Raw genomic sequence first — 19568 nt, 5'->3', positions numbered from 1 at the left:
GTCCCGGGCTGGAGGTCGTCGCCATCGAACACCGGATCGGCGGCCGTCGTCGCCGTGATTACGACGTCCGCGCCCGAGACAGCGGCCGCACTCGAGTCGACCGACTCGACTGCCGCCTCGAGGTGATCGTCGAATTCCGCGGCGAACGCCGCCCGGTTCTCGGGGGTCGGCGAGAAGACCCGGACCGACTCGAGATCGCGGACGGTCGCGGTGGCGTGGAGCTGTCCGCGGGCCTGCGCGCCGCTGCCGATGAGTCTAACCGTACTCGCGTCGTCTCGCGCGAGCGCGTCGACGGCGACGGCACCGGCCGCGCCGGTCTTGAACGGGTTCATGCTCGCTCCGTCGATGAGCGCGAGGGGTGCGCCGCTCTCGGCGTCGAACACCGGCGTCACGAACCAAGCGTCGGGCCCGGCAAAACCTAACGTGTACATGTAACCGCCCATCGCACCCGTCTCGGGGAGAATGGCCGAGTAGTGCGTGAGTTCCCCGTCGGGACTCTCGCGGTGGATAGTCTGTCGCGGCAGCGCCGGTGCGCCGTCGCCGCGCTGGCGGTAGCCGTCGTGGACGGCGTCGACGTATTCGGCCGGTGTCGCGAGTCCGTTAGTTTCGTCGCTGGTTATAAATAACTCATCTGTCATATATGGCCGTGTCACGTGCGTCACATAAAAGACAGTGATAGCACTGCTTAGAATGCTAAGTTTAATTTTCATATACTATGGCGATAACATCTAGTTAGCGCGGATTAAGAAGCGAACAGGTCGGAGAGTAGGATTAACCAAGCAGTTCGCAAGCCTCCTCAGCGGGCGCTACACGGCAGGTTTTGATGAAACTCGAGAGCGTGAGCGGACGGCGACGCCCGTCAGGGTGTTCGCCGTCCGCCTCCATACAATCGGATGTTCGCTTCGATATATGTGAGCAATTCGTATCGATTGACCGAGAAAACACGATTTCTCTGAGACGATGTTTCTCGTTGATGGCTATGGCTACCTGACTGCCCTCGCTCGATTCGGACGGAACTGTCTGCTTGACTATATCGATCGAAACCACATCGAAAAATGGTTTCACACCTTCGAGATGCGTGTTGACCGCTTCCATAATTCGTGGGCGGCAATCGCGCAAGCGTCAGAGAATGGCTTGAACAGTTCATGTACTATATGACACACAACGACCGCACTAATCACTCAACGGATAGATACCAGCGGAGGTGCTAAGCTAGTCAGCGTCCACTTCGCTAGATTATCGGTTACAAACACTACTAGATAGTTCGATAGGTTCGGACGTCGAACGGAGTTAATAGACAGTCCACGATCGGGGCCACAAGTTTTAGCGAAATAATGTATTTTAGATTTTATTTTCTCGGTGACGAATCGGAAATTCAGATCAATAACATCGCTACTGGCCGCATACCGCAATTGATCTAAACGGGAACAGTATCATCTCTACAAGGCACTACTCAACAGCTATGACCGACCCTACGGGGTAGTTCGTACATGAGTGGCTCGAGAAACGTAATTTAGGGGTTTTCGGTCCCGGCTACAGCGCACGACATCTCCAGATAGCCTCCGCTGAATGAGGTCCGATTTCGTTGCAAAAAACACGGAAGCTAGACTTTTTAGAAACATACGATATTATATAGAAGGGTATACAGTTTTGTTTATGAATATATCGAAGCCGTCAATAGGAGAACCGAGGCCCCTGGTGTCTGACTTCTGATACAGTTCTAAAACAGCTATATGAAATGTAGCCAGTTAGAGGAGTGACTAGATCGCAGAATTTATAATATCGGCTCTGAGCGGCGACTGCGGAACCACGAGAAAGACCGAAATCAGTGGCACTGTCTAGTTTAGCACCTCCGCAGGCGGTTGTTCGTTGAGTGATTAGTGCGGTCCCTGTATGTTATAGTAGTGAACAAACTGTTCAAGCCATTCTCTGACGCTTGCGCGATTGCCGCCATAGCGGTCGATCCGGATTTTGAGAGTGTGAACCCACTTTTCGATGTGGTTTCGATCGACAGAGTCGAGGTGACCGTTCAATCCGAATCGAGCGAGGGCGATCAGGTAGCCAGCGTCATCGACGAGAAACTCAGCATCGGAGAGATCGTGTTTCTTGGTGAGTCCATACGGAAACGCAGCAGTTGGATCGGTGCCTCGCCGCCCAAAGTGTGCCCGTTCGGTGGTCCGGCGTGCTCATCCTCGAGTTCGAGCACGGCTTCCCCATAGCCAACTTCCGCCCGGACGACCTCGATTCCGAGGTACTCGGCGAACGGCGATGCCTCGATCATGTCGGCAGGTAACACAGTTGCGCCTGTCAGCTCGTGAGGGTGAAAGTACGTCGCCCGGGCGTCATCAGGGCGGTCATCTCGACGACACGGTCTGCGGCGGTCGCGTCACCGATCGAAGTCGCGGAGCGTCGACCCGGAACTCGAGGAGATCCAGTCGAAGAAAAAGCGGCTCCCTCCGCTCGAGGAGAAGCGGGCGACCCTACGGGACCGCATTGAGGAGGTCGAGTCGGAGCTGGCAGAAACGGAAGCCGAACTGGACGCGCGTGACGCGGACCTCGAACAGACCCGCGAGGAGAAGGCCGAGTTGGAGTCGGCGCTCTCGACCCTCCGGTAGAAGCGGTCAAGACTCGAGGACGTTCGATACGACGTCGACACCGAGCGCGACAGTCTCGACTCGCTTCGAGAGACACAAGCGATTCATCGCTTGATCGGCGTCAAACGCCCTCATCAAGCAATCTGGAACTGGGTCCTGTGGCGGCTTTTGCTTCTCTGCTATCTAGAAGTCACAACAGCACCATTGTTTATACTGTCACGGAGGGGAACTGACTAGAATCGATTATAAAACGGAGTCCGCGATTGGATTAGATCTGCGAGATCCGCTGGTAGTCGTTGTCGAGGCTCGCGGCGTCTTCCGGTAACAGCGCGACCACGAGATGATCACTATAGTCAGACAGGTAGTCGACTAGATTCGCAATCCGTTCGGAGTCGATCGCTTCCAAGGAGTCTAAGATCATGAACGGGACGGTCTCGTACACTTCGTGTGCTAGATAACCGGCGAGCGCGAAGATCAACCCGGTCACTTCTCGTTCGCTCTCACTGAGATGATCGATCGTATCCTCGTAAGTCGTGTTGCTTTCCGTTTGGCGGATCACGTGCAGATCGAACACACTCTTGGTCACCTTCCGACGCCCTTCGCGAACTTCCCGTTCGACCCGCTCGATCCAGATCCGATCCAGGTTATCGTATCCGAGCAGGTTCAGCACAGTGTCCATATGCTCGTTGAATTCGTCGACGGCCTGCTGTTCGATTCGATCGATCTTTGTTCGCAGCTCGGAGATTTCGTCAGTGAGTGCTTCTCGCTTCTCTTTGAGGTCGTCTTCTTCATCGATCTGTTCCTCGATATCTTGGATTTCACTTTCGGTCTGCTCCAAGTTCCCCTCGAGTTTCCCGAGATCGTACTCCAGTTGATTCGCTTCTTTATGGAGATCCAAGATCTCTTCGTAGGAATCGTTCTCCAATTCTTCGACCTCACTCTCGACCTCGCTGATCTCGCTCCGGATCTGTTCCTTCTGCTCGGTCAGCTGTTCGATCTCGTCCTCCGTCGCTTCGATTTCGCGCTCGATTTCTGTGAGTCGCTGTTGGGCATCTTCCCGACGACGCTGCTGTTGCTGGAGTTCGCGGCGGTCCTCTTTTAGATCGTCAAGTTTGTCCTGAATTTCGTTCGACTCCTGGCTCTTCTCCTGGGAATACTCTCGGAGCTGGTCAACTGTCGCCTCGATCTGCTCGACTTCGACTTCATTGCCACACGTCCAACACGTTGTTGTCTCCTCGGGGAGTAACTGGTCCGTCACCGGTCCATCCGACCCAAGAGCAGTGGACAACTCCGTGTCCGCTTCCGCTATCATGTCCTCGTTGAACTGAATGACGCTCCGACATTCGCTTATTTCGGATTGGAGCTGTTGTTTCTGCTCTCGAAGGCGCTCGATGCGCGATTCTAACTCATCGATCTCGCCGACCGGGGTCTCCGGAAGATCGGCCAGTTCCGACTCGAGTTCCTGCTTTTCGGATTGAAGTGAATCGAGACTATCACGTTCCGTTTCTAAGTCGTACCGAATGTTCTCCAGCGTCGACCGTTTGTCTCGAAGGGTCGAGAGTTTCTCTTCGAGTTCCGCTTTCTCTTCACGCGTTTGTTCGGGATCTGCGTCGCGCGAATCAAGTTCGTCCTCTTTTTCCGCGAGTTCAGTTTGAACGTCTTCTATACGACCTCGGAGACTCGTCCGCTCTTCTTCGAGCGACGGTAGTTGTTTCTTCAGCGATTCGATCTCGTCGAGTTGCTTATCAACCTCGTGACGCCGCTGGACAAGCCGTTCGATCTCGGCCTGAATCTCGTCAGTGTCGACTGGTCGCATGATAATCTCCCGGAGGTCGTCGCTGTTCGCGACGGCTCGACGGGCCTCGTTCGATTCCAGCAAGAATGCGAAGAGGTCTGCGAGCGTTGAATCTTCAAGGTACGGCTCTCCACTGGTAGTGATCCGGGCGTTTGTGCGCTTGAGGGTTCGACGATATGTCTCCTCTCCGATGTTCATTTCGACGGTCGCTTCGTTCACGTCCCCCTTGACCGAAACGTCATTGCTCCCTAGGGCAGCCATTACGGCCTGAAGAAGGGACGTCCGATTCGTCGCGTTCCGTCCGACGAGGAGCGTTACGCCGGGGGAAAACGTCACTGATGTCTCATCAATACCCCCGATATTTTCTACGCTCAGATTGACTTCTTGTTTCGATTGTCCAACGCTCATTACTTACTCTTACATCTCTGATTGCAATAAATCCTTTGGTTAGTATCCAATTTTGGTAGTATTCACTACACTCACTAAGTAACGATGATAGTGATTTGGTCTTTTGTATCGATTTTCTAGCTCTTGCACTCACATTTCTTTTGATCGAGAAGATCAATTACATCAAACTGCCGGCCACAGTCCTCACAGAAGACGTTGATATCGACCGTAACTTCGTGAGAACCTAGCTCAATTTGATCATTTTCTACCAGACCATTCAGCTTTGTCTCGGTTACTAGTCTCGTTCGACTGCGAAGTTGTTGAATGCTGTTCTTGTCCCGTGTGACCGGGTTCTGACTCGGATTATACTCAGCGTTTCTTTCTTCTTTTAGGTATGACCGAATTGCCGCGTAGGTGACAAAGTCAGACTGAAGCGCCTCAACGTCAATTCCCTCACGTTCGAGTCGGCGTCGGATCCGTGTTTGATCGGCCGATGTCCCCTTTTCTCCTTTGAGTTGAAGATAGATATTGTCGACATCGGTATCGAGGCGTGTGACCCCTGACTCGTCGATCGTGGACTGTAGGATACGTTTATTAAATATATCCGCTAAGTCACGTAGACTCTTCCGTTCGTCACCGGATGCCGTCCACATCCGTTCAAGTTCGCCGCCAAATCCATCAAAATTATACTCTTCGATGAGTCGTCCTACTTTCGTTTGAGGATCTCCGTTATGCTCTTTGGTGCCCATATAAATTGCTCTCTGTTCAGAGGACATCAGGCTTTCTATTGATGGCCGGTTTCTACAATTGTTCCCCCATCTATTCACTATCTATTATCTAGAAACAATACCAACTCGCAAGTAAAAGTTCATTTCTCGATACGAAGTAGGTACCTGATTGCACGGAATTAATAGTGAGAACTCTGAACAGGTAATAAACTTATCCTTTGTCCAGGGTGTTTGGAATAACAGTAGTACTATTGTTATCCTGTCGAAGCACGATGCTGATGCTAATCTCGTGCGATCTATAATTTTGCTTATATTTTTAAGCTACTTCTGCTTATTTTGGGAGGACAAAGAATGGTGTTTGTTGTTAGCAAACATCTCGCAATCTCCCCCTTATATACTTGAAGTCGTAATGGATGTTCACTTGCGGTCTGTTTCCAGCAATTGATCGAGTTTCAGTTGCAAAGACCATCTCACGGGAAGTCTCCTGCTCATCGTTGTGAGGCCTATGTAGTGATGTTTGCTATCAACAAACATTATCCTCTCAATCTGGACAAAATAAAATCCTAATTATATTAAATATAGCGTAATAATACGCTGTTTCTGTGACGGGTAAGTAGCGCTACTGACTGTCTCAAAGATGGTTCGCGGTTTTCATTAGTACTACTACCACTTTAGCTCGCTTTCTGGACTGATTAGATGTCGGTATCTTTCTGTTCGGGAATATCAAACGCAATATCTGGGGTATGAACGAGTAACCACATGATCGCTGGATCATATACACGGCAACAGGCGCAAGGTCATCAAGACAATCGGTTGCACGTCAGAAAGAAAGCAACCGACTTTCGGACTGCACTATGAAACCGTATCGACCCATGATCACGAATGGCGGGAGCGAACCTGCGCTTGGGCTTTGTGTTCTGCCGGGTCGCGTGTGCGGTAACTGGTTCTGAGAGGACTTTTGGTAGGTGTACGAGATGAGATTAACATCAGCGGAAATGTATGAATGGATCTAAACCTCAGGCTAACTAGTCAGAAACGAGCGGGCAGATTGCTCTGAGGCATGTCTTCTCCGTCGAAGAAATGGATTTCTTGGTCAGCGCCGTATCTGGAACGTTCGTATGCCGACCGTGTTATTCGAGGTTGTCTGCCTTCCGCCAGACGTTCCACGTTTCGGGGGTCTGCGGCCACCGCTTCGGTGGACGTCCGCCGACCTCCGGCGTTTCCTCCATCTTCGCGGTCAGCTCAATTGGATAGCCGTCTGGATCGGGGAAGTAGAGGAAAATATTATTCCCAGGTCCGTGACGCCCCGGTCCTCGATAGATGGGATGATTTCGCTCTTCTAATGCCTCGGCCGCATCGGTGATTGCCTCGTAGTCCGGTACTTCGAACGCGATGTGGTAGATCGGCCCCGTTGTCGGCAGCATCGGCGGGCCGTCCTCAGGGAGGTCCTCCTCGAATTGGTGGAGATCCAGTTCGAGTTCGCCTCGCTCCTCAAGTAGTTCAAGTTCCTCGTCAGAGTACTGAGTGATGTTCATCTCGTGATGATCCGACTGCTCGGCGACCGCTGGCGTCCGTAGGAATGCCACCGCATCGCCGATACGGTCTGAGACGGCCATGTTCAGCACGTCTGTGTAGAATTCGACCGTTCGTTCGATATCGCGTACTTTGATCGCAACGTGGTCTAAACCCATGTTATCTACGACCATATTCTATAAATGATACTGAACTGTATTGAGTTTTCTGGTTGCGAAGAGCCGTATCGAAAACGGATTTATGAGCTCATCACAAGTAGTCCGACACCGGTGACGATGAGGGTTGTTCCAGCGATTACTTGCAGCGTGAACGGCTCGCGGTCGCGCAAAAATATGTACGTCAGAGCGAGCGCGAATAACGGCGTTGTGTTGAGAAGCGGTGTTACAATGACCACCGTCCCCGAAAGGAGTGCCGCGTACAGACAAATGAGGCCAAAGCTTGAGGCGATACCTGCTAACACGAAGTACTGAAGATCCTCACGGGGAATCGACAGCCGGTCACGCTGGCTAGGAACGACTGTGAGGAAGGCGGCGATGACGAACCACGATGCCGTGAGGTTCACGGCCGCGCCGACCGCGGGTGACGGGACGAGACCCATCCCGGCCTTCCGCAGGAGTTGAACGCTCCCGTAGATAACCGCACCGGCGACCGGAAACAGGAGATCACTGTACCGGATGGCGACCGCGCCGTTGTCGTTTCGGTTCGCCGACGCCAACAGAATCCCTCCCGTGATTACGGCGAGAGCCCCCACTTGCCCCCGTGGTGAGAGCGTCTCGTTGAGCAACAGCATAGCGAGCATGATCGATACAAGCGGATTCGAGTTGCTAATTGGAAGTGTCAGGTTCACGCCCACCCGTTTGAGTCCAATGTAGTTACAAAGCCGACCGATGACAGGCGCGAATACGCCGGCAAGGAGGAAGTAGCGCCAAGCCCACAAATTGATCGTCACGTCGTACAGCATGATGCTGACCGTCCAGAGAACGATAGCATTGACTGTGACGGTCACGAATAATGCTGCGATCGGCGCTGAGCGCTCAACGCCGAACCGAGTGAGTACTGACGATGTCGCGAATGCAAACGCCGTTCCGAGTGCGAGAAGTATCTGAATTGGAATATCAATCATTTGCACGTCACTTGTTCTATCGTATGCTTAAAACGGGATTCTATACGGCTGTCCTTCTATTTTGCCCGAGGCGGTAAGCGGGTGCGCAATTACTTATGTGCCGACGTCCACATCCGTATTAAAACCTTGAAGCTTCTTGATGGCCGACATGGCCGCGAGATAGCTGGTCTTCGGGTTCGTCGGCGAGGGAACGTTCTTAACGGTCGTCTCTATCTGTCCTACTCCTCCTTCGGCGACGATCCGGTGAACGTTACTTTCCACGTCTGGATCGGCTATAATTTCGACAGCCGTTTCCTCGGGACCGATGCCTGCGAGACTAAGTGCCATTGCGACGTTGATGTTCGACGGAAAAGCCGTCGCGGCCTGGCTAGCCGGCCCCTCAAAGATGACGGACCGTTCCTCAACCGAATCGAGATCAATGCCGTTCGCCTCGATATACGGTGCTCCTTCGAGGCCTGCTGGTGGTTTCGTGGTCTGCAACCCTACTGTTTCCACCTCTCCAGCGAGCGCTGCGGCTTTGATCGCGTCAAGTCCGGCGATAGCACCTGATGGAAGCAAGAGCTTCCCATCACTGCTCTCGGCCGCGCTAATGACCTCCGAGCGCAAATCCTCATCGGCGAGCGCACCGACGCTCATAAGCATACAGTCACAGCCCTCGCCGAGCGCATCCACAGCGATTTCCTCGACTGCCTGTTGTCCCGCTGCCTCGATGACAACGTCCGCCTCGAATAACTCGCTGGGCGAATCTGCATACCGCGGCCGGTTTTCGGAATCAAACTGATCGCGAACGGCAGCAACGCGGTCTGTGTGGTGATCGTATACAGCAGAGAGGTCGACGGCGACCGTCCCGTCGGCGATCGCCCTCGCGATTTCGTTTGCAATCGTTCCACAACCGACAATACTGACTGATCGAACCATATTGGGCAGTCAAGCGAGCAGTGGTAAAATACTGACGCTCGAATTGGATAATGCCGCAGTCGACGAGCACTGTCTTCGATACCCACTCGAAACATATATTGTGTATGAGAGAAAACAGGCGACTGCATTATGGAAGAAGCTGGCCTACTAGTGCCGTTATTCCGGCGCCAGATGGAGCATTGCCAAGTGACGGCCGATGAAACCATCGCCCTCGTGACTGACGCGAAGAGTCCGCGGGAGTTCATCGGTGCCTGTTTCGCCGCAGCCGAGGATCTGGACGCGGACGTGTTCGAGGTGCAAGTCCCCGAGTACGGGCGCAACTCCGTCGGTCCGGAGATTTCCGAAGGACAGGGCGGGACGCTCCGCCTCCCCGATGGCCCGGTCGAAGCCTGCAAACACGCGGATATGGTGTTCGACTTCACCCTCGAGGGGTTCATCCACGTCCCCGAGCGCGGCGAGATCCGCGACGCCGACACCCGCATCCTCCGTGTCGGCGCACGCGAACCCCACTATCTCCGGCGGCTGATGCCCTGGGAGCCCGAGGAAGCCCAGCGTGTCAAAAACCGCGTCCAGCGTCACCGTGACCTGCTGGCCGACGCCGACGAGATGCGCATCACCTCCGAGTACGGCACCGACGTGACCATGGAAGTCGAGCCCGACACGGCCTTTGACTCGTACGGGTTCGCCGACGAACCCGGCAAGTGGGACGTCTGGGGCCAGAACATGGTCTCGAACTATCCGTCGAACGTCGAAGGGACCATCGTTATCGCGCCGAGCGACTACAACGTCGTTCCCTTCGCCGACTACGTCAGCTCCGCGATCGAATGCGTCGTCGAGGACAACTACATCGTCGAAATCAACGGCGAGGGCGGCGACGCCGAGTTGATGCGCGGCCACCTCGAGAGTTACGACGACCCGGACGTCTGGGCGACGAGCCACTTCGGTTGGGGCCTCAACCCGAACGGCACGTTCTACAACATGGCGCTCCACGACCGCAAGCCCGACGAAACGGGCGTGAGCGCGAGCGAAGGCCGCGTCTGGGAAGGCAACATGCTCTGGAGTACCGGGCCGAACACCCACGAAGACCGCTATGCGCCGTGTCACTACGACATCGCCCAGAAAAACTGTAGCGTCTACCTCGATGGTGAACCAGTCGTCGAACAGGGCGAAGTCGTCGTTGACTGAATCCGCTCCAGACTGTAACCGACGTGCCATAGACGCGGGCAGCTGGCAGTGACGGCTGCATTCATGGGTTGACACTGGCGATAGTCATTTCATTTATGGGAAATTTTAATTTGGTCCGGTCCGAGTGGCCTGTATGGACGAACCTGGTGGAGAAGCAGTAGCTCGCGTTTTGACTGAGAACGGGGTCACCGAAGCGTACGTATTGCTTGGCAACCAAACAGTCGACATCGCCGACGGTCTCGATAGTCGAGGAGCCGATGTGATAACGGCTAGGCACGAATATAATGCGGCGGTGATGGCCGATACTCGCGGTCGACTCACCGGCGAACCTGGGATCGCACTCACTGTTGCCGGCCCCGGAGCGACGAACGCGCTCACCGGCGTTGCGCAGGCGTACACGGCCGCATCGCCGATGATTCTCGTAAGTGCTGTACTCCCCGAGGATGCTCCCACCGAGTCGCTTCACGGCGTCGATGACCAGCACTTCGCTGAGAAGGCATTCGAGCCCGCGACCAAGTGGAGCACGCAGGTTCACGAACCAGAGCGCGTCCCCAAAGCGCTCAACCGGGCCTTTGATGTAGCGACGAGCGGGCGTCCCGGTCCAGTTTTTGTCGGAATCGATGAGGAAATCCTGATGGAGCCGGTCGATATTCCCGAGGATGCATTCCAGTGGAGCCACGTCTCCGACACGCCCCCGTCACCCAACGCAGCCACGGACGCACTTGACACGATCAGTCAGGCAGATCGGCGCGCTCTTTACGTCGGAAAAGGTGTCCTCAGAGCGTTCGCAGCCGACGACGCGATCGCGATCGCGGAGGCGCTCAACTGCCCGGTGGTCTGTCCACGACACTATCCGGACGCATTCCCCAACGATCACGAATTGTTCACCGGGACCGTCGGAATGGCCGACCATCCCGCAGCCGTTGAGACGCTCGCCAAGGCCGACGCCGTCCTGTCCCTCGGCGTCCGCCCTAGCTCTCACGAAGCAGCGGTCCTCGGTGATCGCACGAGCGACGATGTTGACCTCGTGTACATGCACAGTGGTCAGTCGGAGTTCCCACGAACCGACGCCCGGGCCGTCGTCGGCGGCGATCTGACGACGAGCCTGCCCGCCGTGGCCGACGCTCTCGCCACTGACGCCGGCGAGACTGACGCCGACTATCGCGAATCGGTTCAGGCCGAGGCTCAGCGGGTCAACGAGGAGATCGGCGACTACCTGTCCGACGTGGCTGACCAGACGCCGATCCACCCGCTCGTTATTATGGATGCGCTCCGAGCAGCGACCGACGACGACGTTATCCTCACCGGCGATGCCGGTGCGGCTGGCGGCGCCTGGCCGAACGACGCCTTCGAATACCGCGTTCCGAATACATTCCAGCACTCCCGGCTGTACGACTCGATGGGGTTCCCTGTGCCGGCAGGGAACGCTGCGAAACTAGTTGATCAGGACCGCCAGGTCGTCAACCTCATTGGAGACGGCGGAATGCTTATGTGCAGTATGGAGGTGGTCACCGCGGTCGCCACCGACACCGACGCCGTTACGATCGTCATGAACGATGCCAAATACGGGATGATCTGGAACTATCAGCGAAGAGACGGCCACGCGGAGGTTGCCACCGACATCCCACAGGTTGACTTCGCGACGATGGCTGAGGCGTTCGGGGCTCGAGGTGTCCGTGTCGAAACACCCGACGACGTTCAGCCAGCCATCGAAGCGGCTCTCGCCGCCGATGAACATGTCGTCCTCGATATCGTCATCGATCCGACTGCCGAGTATGTCTCTCGGACCGTCTGGTAAACGGGTTCGGAGAGGAAAACTATCATATATCTCGTCCGAATGCACACATATATGCCGGTCATGGAGCCGACGCCAGAAGACGTAACGCTTCGAGCGATAAACTACGACAGCGAGGACGGACAGTCGATGGACGGGTTCGAGATTACCGGGGAGACGACGACATTCGATGGCGACGAGACCTGTGTCATCTTCCTGCACGGACTGCGCGGGTTCGCCCTCGGGGCCGGCATCTCGCCCATTGCGTACCCGCTGGCCCGAATGGGGATGCGGTGTATTTCGATCAACAAGCGTAATAGCGGAAAAGGGTACGAAACCTCTGACTTTGCCGAGATAGACCGCGACATCGCCGGTGCTATCGATTGGGCGACGGACCGAGGCGCTGAGAGGATCGTCATCTGGGGTCGGAGCCTCGGTGCGACCGAGGCCGCATACTATCAGGGCAAACGCAACGACCCTGATGTCGACGCGGTCGTGTTAGCTGCGCCGTTCGCGGACATCCGCGAGCGGTCTACGCGGGGATACTTCGAAGCGGTTTCGGACGACCCCGATGCCGCGTACGAGGAATTCGTCGAAGACGCCCGCGAACTCGTCGAGGAAGATCGAGGAAACGAACTTATCGCCCTGCCACGACCCGTCGAAGATGGGATCGAATATATTCCAATGACGGCCGAATCGTTCCTCTCCTATCGCTCGCCGGAGAGCAAGTGCGCCACTGTCGACTGGACGCCAACTATCGAGGTACCGCTGCTCTTGCTTCCACATGCGACCGACAGGAACGTCACCCCCGACGAAGCTCGGGAAATCGCCGACACCGCCGACCGGAGTTCACTAGTCGATGTCCGTCCTATCGAAGCCAATCACTTCTTTACTGGCGCGGAAGACAAGGTTGCGGACATCACCGCCGATTTCATCCGTCGCGCCGACGAGCAGTAGCGGACCACGTCCGTTACCCGTTTGCGCAGCGCCAAGACAGAAGCTTCGGTCAGTGGCCGCCGTGATGGTGGTCGTCCTCAGGACCGTACGGGGTCTCGAGCAGTTTGGAGAAAAATTCGATCTGCTTCTGCGTGATTACGTCTAACTCCGCCGGGCTAAGCTGGCATGAGTACCCCAGTTTGGGGGATTCGACTGTGACTCGAGAGCCAGCGGTCGTCTCGGTCTTTTCGACTCGGATGACCGTGTACTCATTACTGAGATCTAGTTTGTCTGATACGGCCGCCACGTCTTCGCCAACTGCGTGGGGTTCGTTCGTAAGCTTACTGAAGAACGAATCGTCTTGCCACGTCAAACTCTCCAGCGCCAGCGCGTCTAGTCGGATCTCGTCGCTGCTACCGTTGACGAGTAGGCGCTCTCCGGTAGGCGTCCATAGCTTTTGAATCCGGACTGTCCGTTCGCCGTCTGCGAGTTCGAGTGAGTCTCCGAGTTCAGTCTCTGGCATCATAGGATGATCGAGAGCGAATCGGTCGGGAGGACCGTATGGTCGAGCAGAACGGTCCGACGCGCGAGTTTCAATCCCGGTTCCTCGGCCCAATCCGAAGTGTATCCGTCTTCGTCTCGACGGAGCGTATCATGACGCTCCATCGAGAGGATGTCGGGATCGGTCTCGGTTTTACGCGACCGGATGATCACGAGGTTGTTCTTGAGTTTGATCTCGTCGTCTGTAACGTCAGTTATACGAACGTTCGACACTTGTCGGCGGGTCCGGGAGGGAGGGTCTTCCGACCAGGCGAAATCGTTCGACATTCGCTCGGTCCGAACTCGGAGCGTGTCCCAGTCTTCTTTCATATGGTAGGACGAGTCGCTGAATTCCGTCGACTGGGACCGTTCACGCGTCGTGCGGATCGGCACCCGGTAAGTGATGTCTTCGGTGAGGAGGTCGTGCCACTCGCTTAGTCGACGGTCGTCGAGGAGTTCCGCCGCATGATAGAGGAACTCCTCGCACTCTCGCCGGAGAACACCCCGTTGTTGAGTACGTTCGTCCTGCATATTACTGAGCCCCCTCCGTCGTCATCGTCTCGTACCACGTCCGGTAGAAGTCTAGCTGATTCTCGTCGGTCAGGCCACCGTCGGCGTAGGCAGTCCCCGGGCCGGCCCAGTCGCTGTCGACGGTCGCCGCTGCGTTCTCACCGCTCCCCATCGTGAACAGCGTCGTGGCTTCGGTCTGTTCGGCGAATACGCTGCCAGCCGCTTCGTCGATGCCGTCCCAGATCCCGATATCGTCAGCTTCGAAGTTCCCTGCAGCACTGAACGTCGCCATACCGACCTCATACACTCGCTCTTTGTATTCGTCCGGAGCGTCCTTGGGCGCTAAAATCCAGTTCCAGGCTTCCATCTCACCGGGGCCGCGTGGCTGCCACTGCCGTAGACAGAACGTCCCGACGGGGTCTTTGTTGGGATCGTCTCGCCCCCCGAGGAATATAAACGAAAGGTTCGGGAAGATCGTTCCGAGCGTTACACCCGACTTACGGGCGACCTCGTACTGGTCGTCTTTGAGAGCGTCATGGTTGAACGTGTCGACGATCTCTTCGGGGTGCCCCCAGAACATCGGGTCGTCCGAGTCGATCTGGTAGATGCTGAACGCATGCCCATCACAGTCAGCGATACCATACAGTTCGCTCTCTTTCTCGCCGGTAGCCGTCTCGCTGCCGATTCCGACGTCGATCGCCGACTTATGGCCCATCGGCACGTGGTAGTTGTCGCCGTAGAAATTCTCCGTTGGTGTCTTCCAGTCGGCGTCGACGACCCATCGTTGCGGATCACCGATAACCTCCATATCGATTAGATCGAAGTACATGTCGAGGTACCACGTCGCGCCGCCGAGATACTCCTCGAGCGGTGGCGCATCAGGCGCGACACAGGCGAATACCAGGCCCTTGTAATCGTCGACGTGGGGGGCCTCGCGGAGACCGTATTCGTCGGCATCGAGATGATCAAATCCATCCCCTTTCTGTGGGACGCCGACGAGATCGCCCGTGTTCTGGTAAGTCCAGCCGTGATACGGACACCGGAAGTGGGTCGTATTCCCTTTCTCCGCTCGACAGACATTTGCACCGCGATGGCGACAGCTGTTGAACAGCACGCGGATCGACCCGTTCTCGTCACGTGTGAAAATGAACGGGTCTTCTCCGATCGTCCGCTGACGGTAGTCTCCCGGCTCGGGGATCTCTGATTCGTGACCGACGTATACCCATGTTTGTCCGAAGATTTGACTGAGTTCTCGCTGATAGACGTCCTCGTCGTTAAGGATCTCGAGAGGGACTTTACCCTCCGTCAGCGTTTCTTCCATCTGATCGAGTATGCGCTGAGTCCGTCCCAGCGTGGTGTCGTCCGTTGACTGGTCTACGTCATGAGACATGTGTACATACTATTCCAGCGAGTTACAGCCACTTAATTATTGTTCCACCGCGCACCCGACGCGCGACTGCAAGCCACCGATAGCGCAGATGGCGGCTCAGTGTAGAAGCGGAATTATCTTAAACTCGTTTTCTGTAGTCGACCCCGGATAATGATCGGACACGCGACTCATTACGGTCTGAACGTCCGGAACATGGACGACGCTCTCGAGTTCTACCGAGAGCAACTCGGGTTCGAGATCGACAGGCGGTTCCCTGTGAGCGACGTTCAAAGCGATATCGTCGGAATCGACGGGGTCGAGGGCGAAATCGTCTTCCTCGACGCCGGCGACTTCGAGATTGAACTGATCGCCTATGATACTCCCGAGAACGAGAACGTCCACGAGACCGCTTCGGGACACGATGTCGGAATCACTCATCTTTGCATTACGGTCGACGACGTGAACGGACGCTACGAGGATCTCACACCTGAAGTCGAGTTCGTGAATTCGCCTCGAACTGTCAGTAACGGAGCCCAGATCGCCTATGCTCGAGATCCTGATGGCAATTACATCGAACTCTATGAACCGCCCGCTGACGAGTAGTTCGGTCGGCAAAGCCCAATGCACCGTCATCGGTAACTATTAATGCCGGTCGAATGAGTAGATGAATCTATGGGCTGGCTCAGCGATCAAGTCGTGCTTGTGACCGGCGGCGGTTCGGGTCTCGGGCGTGCCGTAACTGAACGGTTTGTTGATGAGGGTGCGTCGGTCGGTGTGCTAGATATCGACGAGGATAGGCTCGAGACCCTCGAATCAGAATTCGACGATAGTGTTACGACCATTGTCGGTGACGTGACGGAGTTAGCCGACAATGAACGGGCAGTGTCTGAGACGGTCGACGCGTTCGGCAAGCTGGACGTCTTTGTGGGGAACGCTGGGGTGTTCGACCAGAACACCGCCCTCTCGGAACTGTCTGGGGATCAACTCGAGGAGAGCTTCGTCGAACTATTCAACGTGAATGTTCTCGGCTATATGATGGGGGCAAAGGCGGCGTTGCCGGAACTCCTCGAGACCGATGGACGAATGGTATTTACTGCCTCACAGGCGAGTTTCGGATCTGACGGCGGGGGTATTCTCTATGTCCCCTCCAAACATGCAGTTGCTGGGCTCGTGCGACAACTCGCCTTCGAACTCGCACCGTCGGTGCGAGTCAATGCTGTTGCTCCAGGGTTCGTGCCGACGGACCTCTCGGGTACCGAAACACTCGGCGGTGACCGCGGTGTCGTTTCGGCCGAAGAGTTCGACCCCACGAACCATCCACTCGAAATCACACCATCGGCCGCCGACTATACTGGTCCCTATGTCCTCTTGGCCTCTCGAGAAAACTCCCGCCCGATGACGGGTACGATCGTTCGCGCTGACCTCGGTCGGTCCGTCCGCGGTATTACCGAAGTAAGCAGGTCCGCGGTCGAGTATGTTACAGAGGACATCGACAGGTAATATCTATTCGCTGTTCTCGTTGCGGCAAACGTCTGGCACCCACACATTCAATAGACTCCCTGCTATACAGTATCATATGCCTCCCCGCGAGCTCTCTCCGTCAGAGTGCTGTCAATACTGTCCGCATCGAGAGTCGGTATCAGGCGCGTGTGAACACGAAATCCGTCAAGTAGTCGTCCGGGAACTCGTTGAGAATCAAAACGCAATATGCCCTATCTATCAGGATTTGCGGACTGAAGCGATGGACGACTTGTATGAGCGACTAAACCCATGAACGCGTCGTGACCGTCAGAGACAGCAGTATCGACTACTCATCTCTGCCCTTTAGAGCCGTTTTCTCACTGTGTGACTTTCTGCACCCCGGTATTTCTTTCGTCTCTGAACCGGTATCTATGAGAATATTTTGCCGCTGTGTGTAACTAAGACTTCAAATCGGCCAGTATATTTATATGTAATTACCGTGATCTGGTAAACCATGCCTTGGAGCGAAAAGTGGCGATCAGCAGAGCGCCCAGACTCGGACGAAATTCCGAGCGAATACGGTGTATCGGCTCGATCATCGGAGAAGTTGATGATCGGATACTTCACGGCGACCACCATCGTCTCGTACCTCGGGGTAAAATACGTAGGAACGCGAGATCAGCTGATCGCTGGGTTACCAGTACTGATGTGGGTGGTATTACTCATCTCGGGGCTCGTGATCCTCGGCCTCTACGTGGTGCTCGCTAAAAGCACTACGTCCGAAAGCGTAGCCGAACTCGGAGACAATACGGAGGCCCAAAATGATTAGTGGGCTGCTCGTCCCGCTGCAGGCTCTTCCGCCGGAGCTCGCAGAGACGATCTCGACGAAGTTGCCGCTCACGCTCGGTATACTCGCTAGCTACGTCGTTGCGTTTCTTGCCATCACCTATCTCGCGCGGCGAGGGTACTCGGAGAACTTGTCCGACCATATCGTTGCCTCTCGTGGACTCGGTTGGATCGTCGCCTCGCTTACCCTCGTTGCGACGGTCTTAAGCGGTGTTGGCATGGCTGGCTTCCCTGGAACGGTATATGCGGTCGGCTTTTCGTTCATTGTGATGATTCTTATCGGCTACGCAGTAACCGCGCCGGCCGTTTGGTACTTAGGCCGTCGTATGTGGGTCGTCGGAAAAGAACATGACCTGCAAACGCCGGGCGATCTGCTTGGAGACTACTACCAAAGCGATACGGTCCGCCTCTATACGGTCATTTCGAGCGTCGCATTCAACACGACGTACATCGTCGCCCAACTACTTGCTGGCGGTCTCATACTGAAGATTCTGACCGGCGGGATCGTCTCCTTCGAGTTAGGCGTTCTCGTTCTCGCCTTCGTCATCACGTTACATCTCGCCAGTACGGGGATGCGTGGTATCGCTTATCTGGACACGTTCAACGGGGCCTTGATTTCGATTCTCCTCGGCGCGTTCGGTATTTTCATCGTGAGCCATGCTGGGAGCGTTGATGCAGTCTTCAATAGCCTTGGCGAGACGCGTAGCGGGTACATTACGGCTCCCGGCATAACGGGCCTTTTCACGCCAGAGATCATCCTCATTGTCGGAGTCCTGTTCACAGTAGGGAACACACTGGCTTCACCAGCGGGGTGGATCCGTATGTATTCGGTCGACGCTGAACGAAACTTCGCTAAGATTGCTGCGATGATCGTCGGTGTCCTCACGTTGATTTACGTGTTCGGGACCAGCTTCGTCGGAATTTACGGCAAGACCGTACTCCCCGAAGGGACAAATCCCGATACGGTGTCTTCGCTCCTCGCGTTCGACGTGATGCCGTTCGGTCTCGCCGTCTTATTCCTCGTAGGCGTGTTGGCCGCGATCGTTTCCACGACCGACTCCTATGCACACGTGATGGCGGCTACTGTATCACGCGACTTCGTGAGAGCGTTCATCAGTCCAGACATCTCGGAGGAACGGGAACTGGTCCTCAACAGAGCTGTAGTCATCATAACGATGCTCGCAGGCGTTGTCGGCGCACTTGTGTACTCCAGCCTTATTACCCCACTTGCGCTCTTCGTCGTTGCAGTTTCGGTCCAGTTACTCCCATTGCTGATTGGTGCAGTCGTCTGGCCGCGTGCGTCTACGGAGGCAGCGATCATTTCGCCGGCCGTCGGTACGCTGTTCCTCGCTCTGTTCCAACTGCAGTTAATCCCGAATCCCTACATCACACCGCTTGTTCCGGGCATTCTGACTGCGACAGTGATCAACTCCGCTCTATTCGTACTCGTGAGCTACCTTACGGCACCGCAACCCCTTAGCAAGATGGAACAGTATCACGGCCTCATCAACGAGAAATTATAGTCATCTGGAGTATTTATGGTTGTAGCGGCCTGAACAAATCTCTCAGTGCACATAGGTCCACAAGACCGTCAGCAAGGGCAGTGGATGCTAATGCTGAAACCTAACCGGAACGGTCTATCATATAATCCTGGAGGCAACTAAAAGATGATTTATATAGCGCTTGTGTTTCCCATAGATAAATTGACTGCAGTGATGTGATAATCTCTTCATTCAATACGTGATGTCTCTCGCAAGGAGTACTAACAGCCCAGAGCCGTAGGAGGGTTACAGCGAACTCCCACGATAGGGCTGACATGTCTGGCAATGTCTGTCGCGTCAGTAGGAACGCGACAGTTCAACGATAGAA

16 protein-coding genes and 3 pseudogenes are annotated in these 19568 nt (G+C 55.5%); 8 read left to right on the top strand and 11 right to left on the bottom strand.

The genetic code is table 11. The features are described from left to right. Positions 1–638: pseudogene (locus NDO75_RS20575) on the bottom strand (ornithine cyclodeaminase family protein); the annotation flags it as partial. A gap of 103 nt (positions 639–741) precedes the next feature. Here NDO75_RS20575 and NDO75_RS20570 point away from each other — a divergent pair. Beyond that, positions 742–1177 (top strand): annotated as a pseudogene (locus NDO75_RS20570) (DDE-type integrase/transposase/recombinase). A 700-nt stretch (positions 1178–1877) separates the two neighbouring features. On the opposite strand, the pseudogene NDO75_RS20565 reads toward NDO75_RS20570, so the two are convergent. The 7 genes and pseudogenes from NDO75_RS20565 to NDO75_RS20535 form a co-directional block, all read right to left on the bottom strand. Beyond that, positions 1878–2159: pseudogene (locus NDO75_RS20565) on the bottom strand (DDE-type integrase/transposase/recombinase); the annotation flags it as partial. After that, complete coding sequence (locus tag NDO75_RS20560) at positions 2054–2281, bottom strand: hypothetical protein (RefSeq protein ID WP_310908478.1); 228 nt, start codon at positions 2279–2281, stop codon at positions 2054–2056. The gene NDO75_RS20560 and the pseudogene NDO75_RS20565, both read right to left, overlap by 106 nt. A gap of 581 nt (positions 2282–2862) precedes the next feature. Continuing rightward, positions 2863–4797 (bottom strand): archaea-specific SMC-related protein, encoded by a 1935-nt coding sequence (locus NDO75_RS20555; RefSeq protein ID WP_310908477.1) that lies wholly within the window; start codon positions 4795–4797, stop codon positions 2863–2865. A 116-nt stretch (positions 4798–4913) separates the two neighbouring features. Further along, positions 4914–5525 carry a rod-determining factor RdfA gene (gene rdfA, locus NDO75_RS20550; protein ID WP_310908476.1) on the bottom strand — a complete coding sequence of 204 codons (612 nt, stop codon included), beginning with the start codon at positions 5523–5525 and terminating at the stop codon, positions 4914–4916. A 1109-nt stretch (positions 5526–6634) separates the two neighbouring features. After that, positions 6635–7210, bottom strand: coding sequence for a VOC family protein (locus NDO75_RS20545; protein WP_310908475.1), 576 nt, complete (start codon positions 7208–7210; stop codon positions 6635–6637). Between the two features lie 65 nt (positions 7211–7275). After that, positions 7276–8160, bottom strand: a complete 885-nt coding sequence (locus tag NDO75_RS20540; RefSeq protein WP_310908474.1) for a DMT family transporter — start codon at positions 8158–8160, stop codon at positions 7276–7278. Between the two features lie 93 nt (positions 8161–8253). Next, positions 8254–9078 (bottom strand): aspartate dehydrogenase, encoded by an 825-nt coding sequence (locus NDO75_RS20535; protein ID WP_310908473.1) that lies wholly within the window; start codon positions 9076–9078, stop codon positions 8254–8256. Positions 9079–9264: 186 nt separating this feature from the next. Here NDO75_RS20535 and NDO75_RS20530 point away from each other — a divergent pair, with 186 nt between their 5' ends. The 3 genes from NDO75_RS20530 to NDO75_RS20520 all read left to right on the top strand — a co-directional run bounded on the left by NDO75_RS20530 (position 9265) and on the right by NDO75_RS20520 (position 12994). Then, positions 9265–10263 (top strand): hypothetical protein, encoded by a 999-nt coding sequence (locus tag NDO75_RS20530; protein ID WP_310908472.1) that lies wholly within the window; start codon positions 9265–9267, stop codon positions 10261–10263. A 133-nt stretch (positions 10264–10396) separates the two neighbouring features. Further along, positions 10397–12061 carry a thiamine pyrophosphate-binding protein gene (locus tag NDO75_RS20525; RefSeq protein WP_310908471.1) on the top strand — a complete coding sequence of 555 codons (1665 nt, stop codon included), beginning with the start codon at positions 10397–10399 and terminating at the stop codon, positions 12059–12061. 51 nt (positions 12062–12112) lie between these two features. Next, positions 12113–12994, top strand: coding sequence for an alpha/beta fold hydrolase (locus NDO75_RS20520; RefSeq protein ID WP_310908470.1), 882 nt, complete (start codon positions 12113–12115; stop codon positions 12992–12994). A 49-nt stretch (positions 12995–13043) separates the two neighbouring features. On the opposite strand, the gene NDO75_RS20515 is transcribed toward NDO75_RS20520, so the two are convergent. The 3 genes from NDO75_RS20515 to NDO75_RS20505 are packed head-to-tail and all read right to left on the bottom strand — an operon-like array spanning position 13044 to position 15413. After that, a complete protein-coding gene (locus tag NDO75_RS20515) occupies positions 13044–13496 on the bottom strand; it encodes a hypothetical protein (RefSeq protein ID WP_310908469.1) in 453 nt (150 codons plus the stop codon). Then, the gene (locus NDO75_RS20510) at positions 13496–14044 is read right to left on the bottom strand and encodes an aromatic-ring-hydroxylating dioxygenase subunit beta (RefSeq protein WP_310908468.1); all 549 of its coding nucleotides are present in this window, start codon (positions 14042–14044) and stop codon (positions 13496–13498) included. The genes NDO75_RS20515 and NDO75_RS20510 overlap by 1 nt, the downstream gene beginning before the upstream one ends. 1 nt (position 14045) lies before the next feature. Next, positions 14046–15413 (bottom strand): Rieske 2Fe-2S domain-containing protein, encoded by a 1368-nt coding sequence (locus NDO75_RS20505; RefSeq protein WP_310908467.1) that lies wholly within the window; start codon positions 15411–15413, stop codon positions 14046–14048. Between the two features lie 150 nt (positions 15414–15563). On the opposite strand from NDO75_RS20505, the gene NDO75_RS20500 reads away from it, so the two are divergent. From NDO75_RS20500 to NDO75_RS20485, 4 genes are all read left to right on the top strand, one after another. Then, complete coding sequence (locus NDO75_RS20500; RefSeq protein ID WP_310908466.1) at positions 15564–15995, top strand: VOC family protein; 432 nt, start codon at positions 15564–15566, stop codon at positions 15993–15995. A gap of 69 nt (positions 15996–16064) precedes the next feature. Then, entirely contained in the window at positions 16065–16892 is an 828-nt protein-coding gene (hcaB, locus tag NDO75_RS20495; RefSeq protein WP_310908465.1) for a 3-(cis-5,6-dihydroxycyclohexa-1,3-dien-1-yl)propanoate dehydrogenase, read from the top strand. Positions 16893–17367: 475 nt separating this feature from the next. Then, positions 17368–17682: a hypothetical protein gene (locus NDO75_RS20490; protein ID WP_310908464.1), complete on the top strand. Its 315-nt coding sequence runs from the start codon at positions 17368–17370 to the stop codon at positions 17680–17682. Beyond that, positions 17675–19222: a sodium:solute symporter family protein gene (locus tag NDO75_RS20485; RefSeq protein WP_310908463.1), complete on the top strand. Its 1548-nt coding sequence runs from the start codon at positions 17675–17677 to the stop codon at positions 19220–19222. The genes NDO75_RS20490 and NDO75_RS20485 overlap by 8 nt, the downstream gene beginning before the upstream one ends. Positions 19223–19568 lie beyond the last annotated feature (346 nt).

Source organism: Natrinema sp. 1APR25-10V2 (genome assembly GCF_031626495.1).
Classification (GTDB): domain Archaea; phylum Halobacteriota; class Halobacteria; order Halobacteriales; family Natrialbaceae; genus Natrinema.
The sequence above is the reverse complement of the archived record's forward strand: the minus strand, read 5'-3'. Positions and strand labels throughout refer to the sequence as shown.

What these genes read in the sequence shown, in the direction of transcription:
- NDO75_RS20545 (WP_310908475.1), bottom strand. Translation starts at nt 7,210, where the DNA reads ATGGTCGTAGATAACATGGGTTTAGACCACGTTGCGATCAAAGTACGC.
- NDO75_RS20520 (WP_310908470.1), top strand. Translation starts at nt 12,113, where the DNA reads ATGCCGGTCATGGAGCCGACGCCAGAAGACGTAACGCTTCGAGCGATA.
- NDO75_RS20515 (WP_310908469.1), bottom strand. Translation starts at nt 13,496, where the DNA reads ATGCCAGAGACTGAACTCGGAGACTCACTCGAACTCGCAGACGGCGAA.
- NDO75_RS20535 (WP_310908473.1), bottom strand. Translation starts at nt 9,078, where the DNA reads ATGGTTCGATCAGTCAGTATTGTCGGTTGTGGAACGATTGCAAACGAA.
- NDO75_RS20525 (WP_310908471.1), top strand. Translation starts at nt 10,397, where the DNA reads ATGGACGAACCTGGTGGAGAAGCAGTAGCTCGCGTTTTGACTGAGAAC.
- NDO75_RS20510 (WP_310908468.1), bottom strand. Translation starts at nt 14,044, where the DNA reads ATGCAGGACGAACGTACTCAACAACGGGGTGTTCTCCGGCGAGAGTGC.
- hcaB (WP_310908465.1), top strand. Translation starts at nt 16,065, where the DNA reads ATGGGCTGGCTCAGCGATCAAGTCGTGCTTGTGACCGGCGGCGGTTCG.
- NDO75_RS20500 (WP_310908466.1), top strand. Translation starts at nt 15,564, where the DNA reads ATGATCGGACACGCGACTCATTACGGTCTGAACGTCCGGAACATGGAC.
- NDO75_RS20490 (WP_310908464.1), top strand. Translation starts at nt 17,368, where the DNA reads ATGCCTTGGAGCGAAAAGTGGCGATCAGCAGAGCGCCCAGACTCGGAC.
- NDO75_RS20485 (WP_310908463.1), top strand. Translation starts at nt 17,675, where the DNA reads ATGATTAGTGGGCTGCTCGTCCCGCTGCAGGCTCTTCCGCCGGAGCTC.
- NDO75_RS20540 (WP_310908474.1), bottom strand. Translation starts at nt 8,160, where the DNA reads ATGATTGATATTCCAATTCAGATACTTCTCGCACTCGGAACGGCGTTT.
- rdfA (WP_310908476.1), bottom strand. Translation starts at nt 5,525, where the DNA reads ATGGGCACCAAAGAGCATAACGGAGATCCTCAAACGAAAGTAGGACGA.
- NDO75_RS20560 (WP_310908478.1), bottom strand. Translation starts at nt 2,281, where the DNA reads ATGATCGAGGCATCGCCGTTCGCCGAGTACCTCGGAATCGAGGTCGTC.
- NDO75_RS20555 (WP_310908477.1), bottom strand. Translation starts at nt 4,797, where the DNA reads ATGAGCGTTGGACAATCGAAACAAGAAGTCAATCTGAGCGTAGAAAAT.
- NDO75_RS20505 (WP_310908467.1), bottom strand. Translation starts at nt 15,413, where the DNA reads ATGTCTCATGACGTAGACCAGTCAACGGACGACACCACGCTGGGACGG.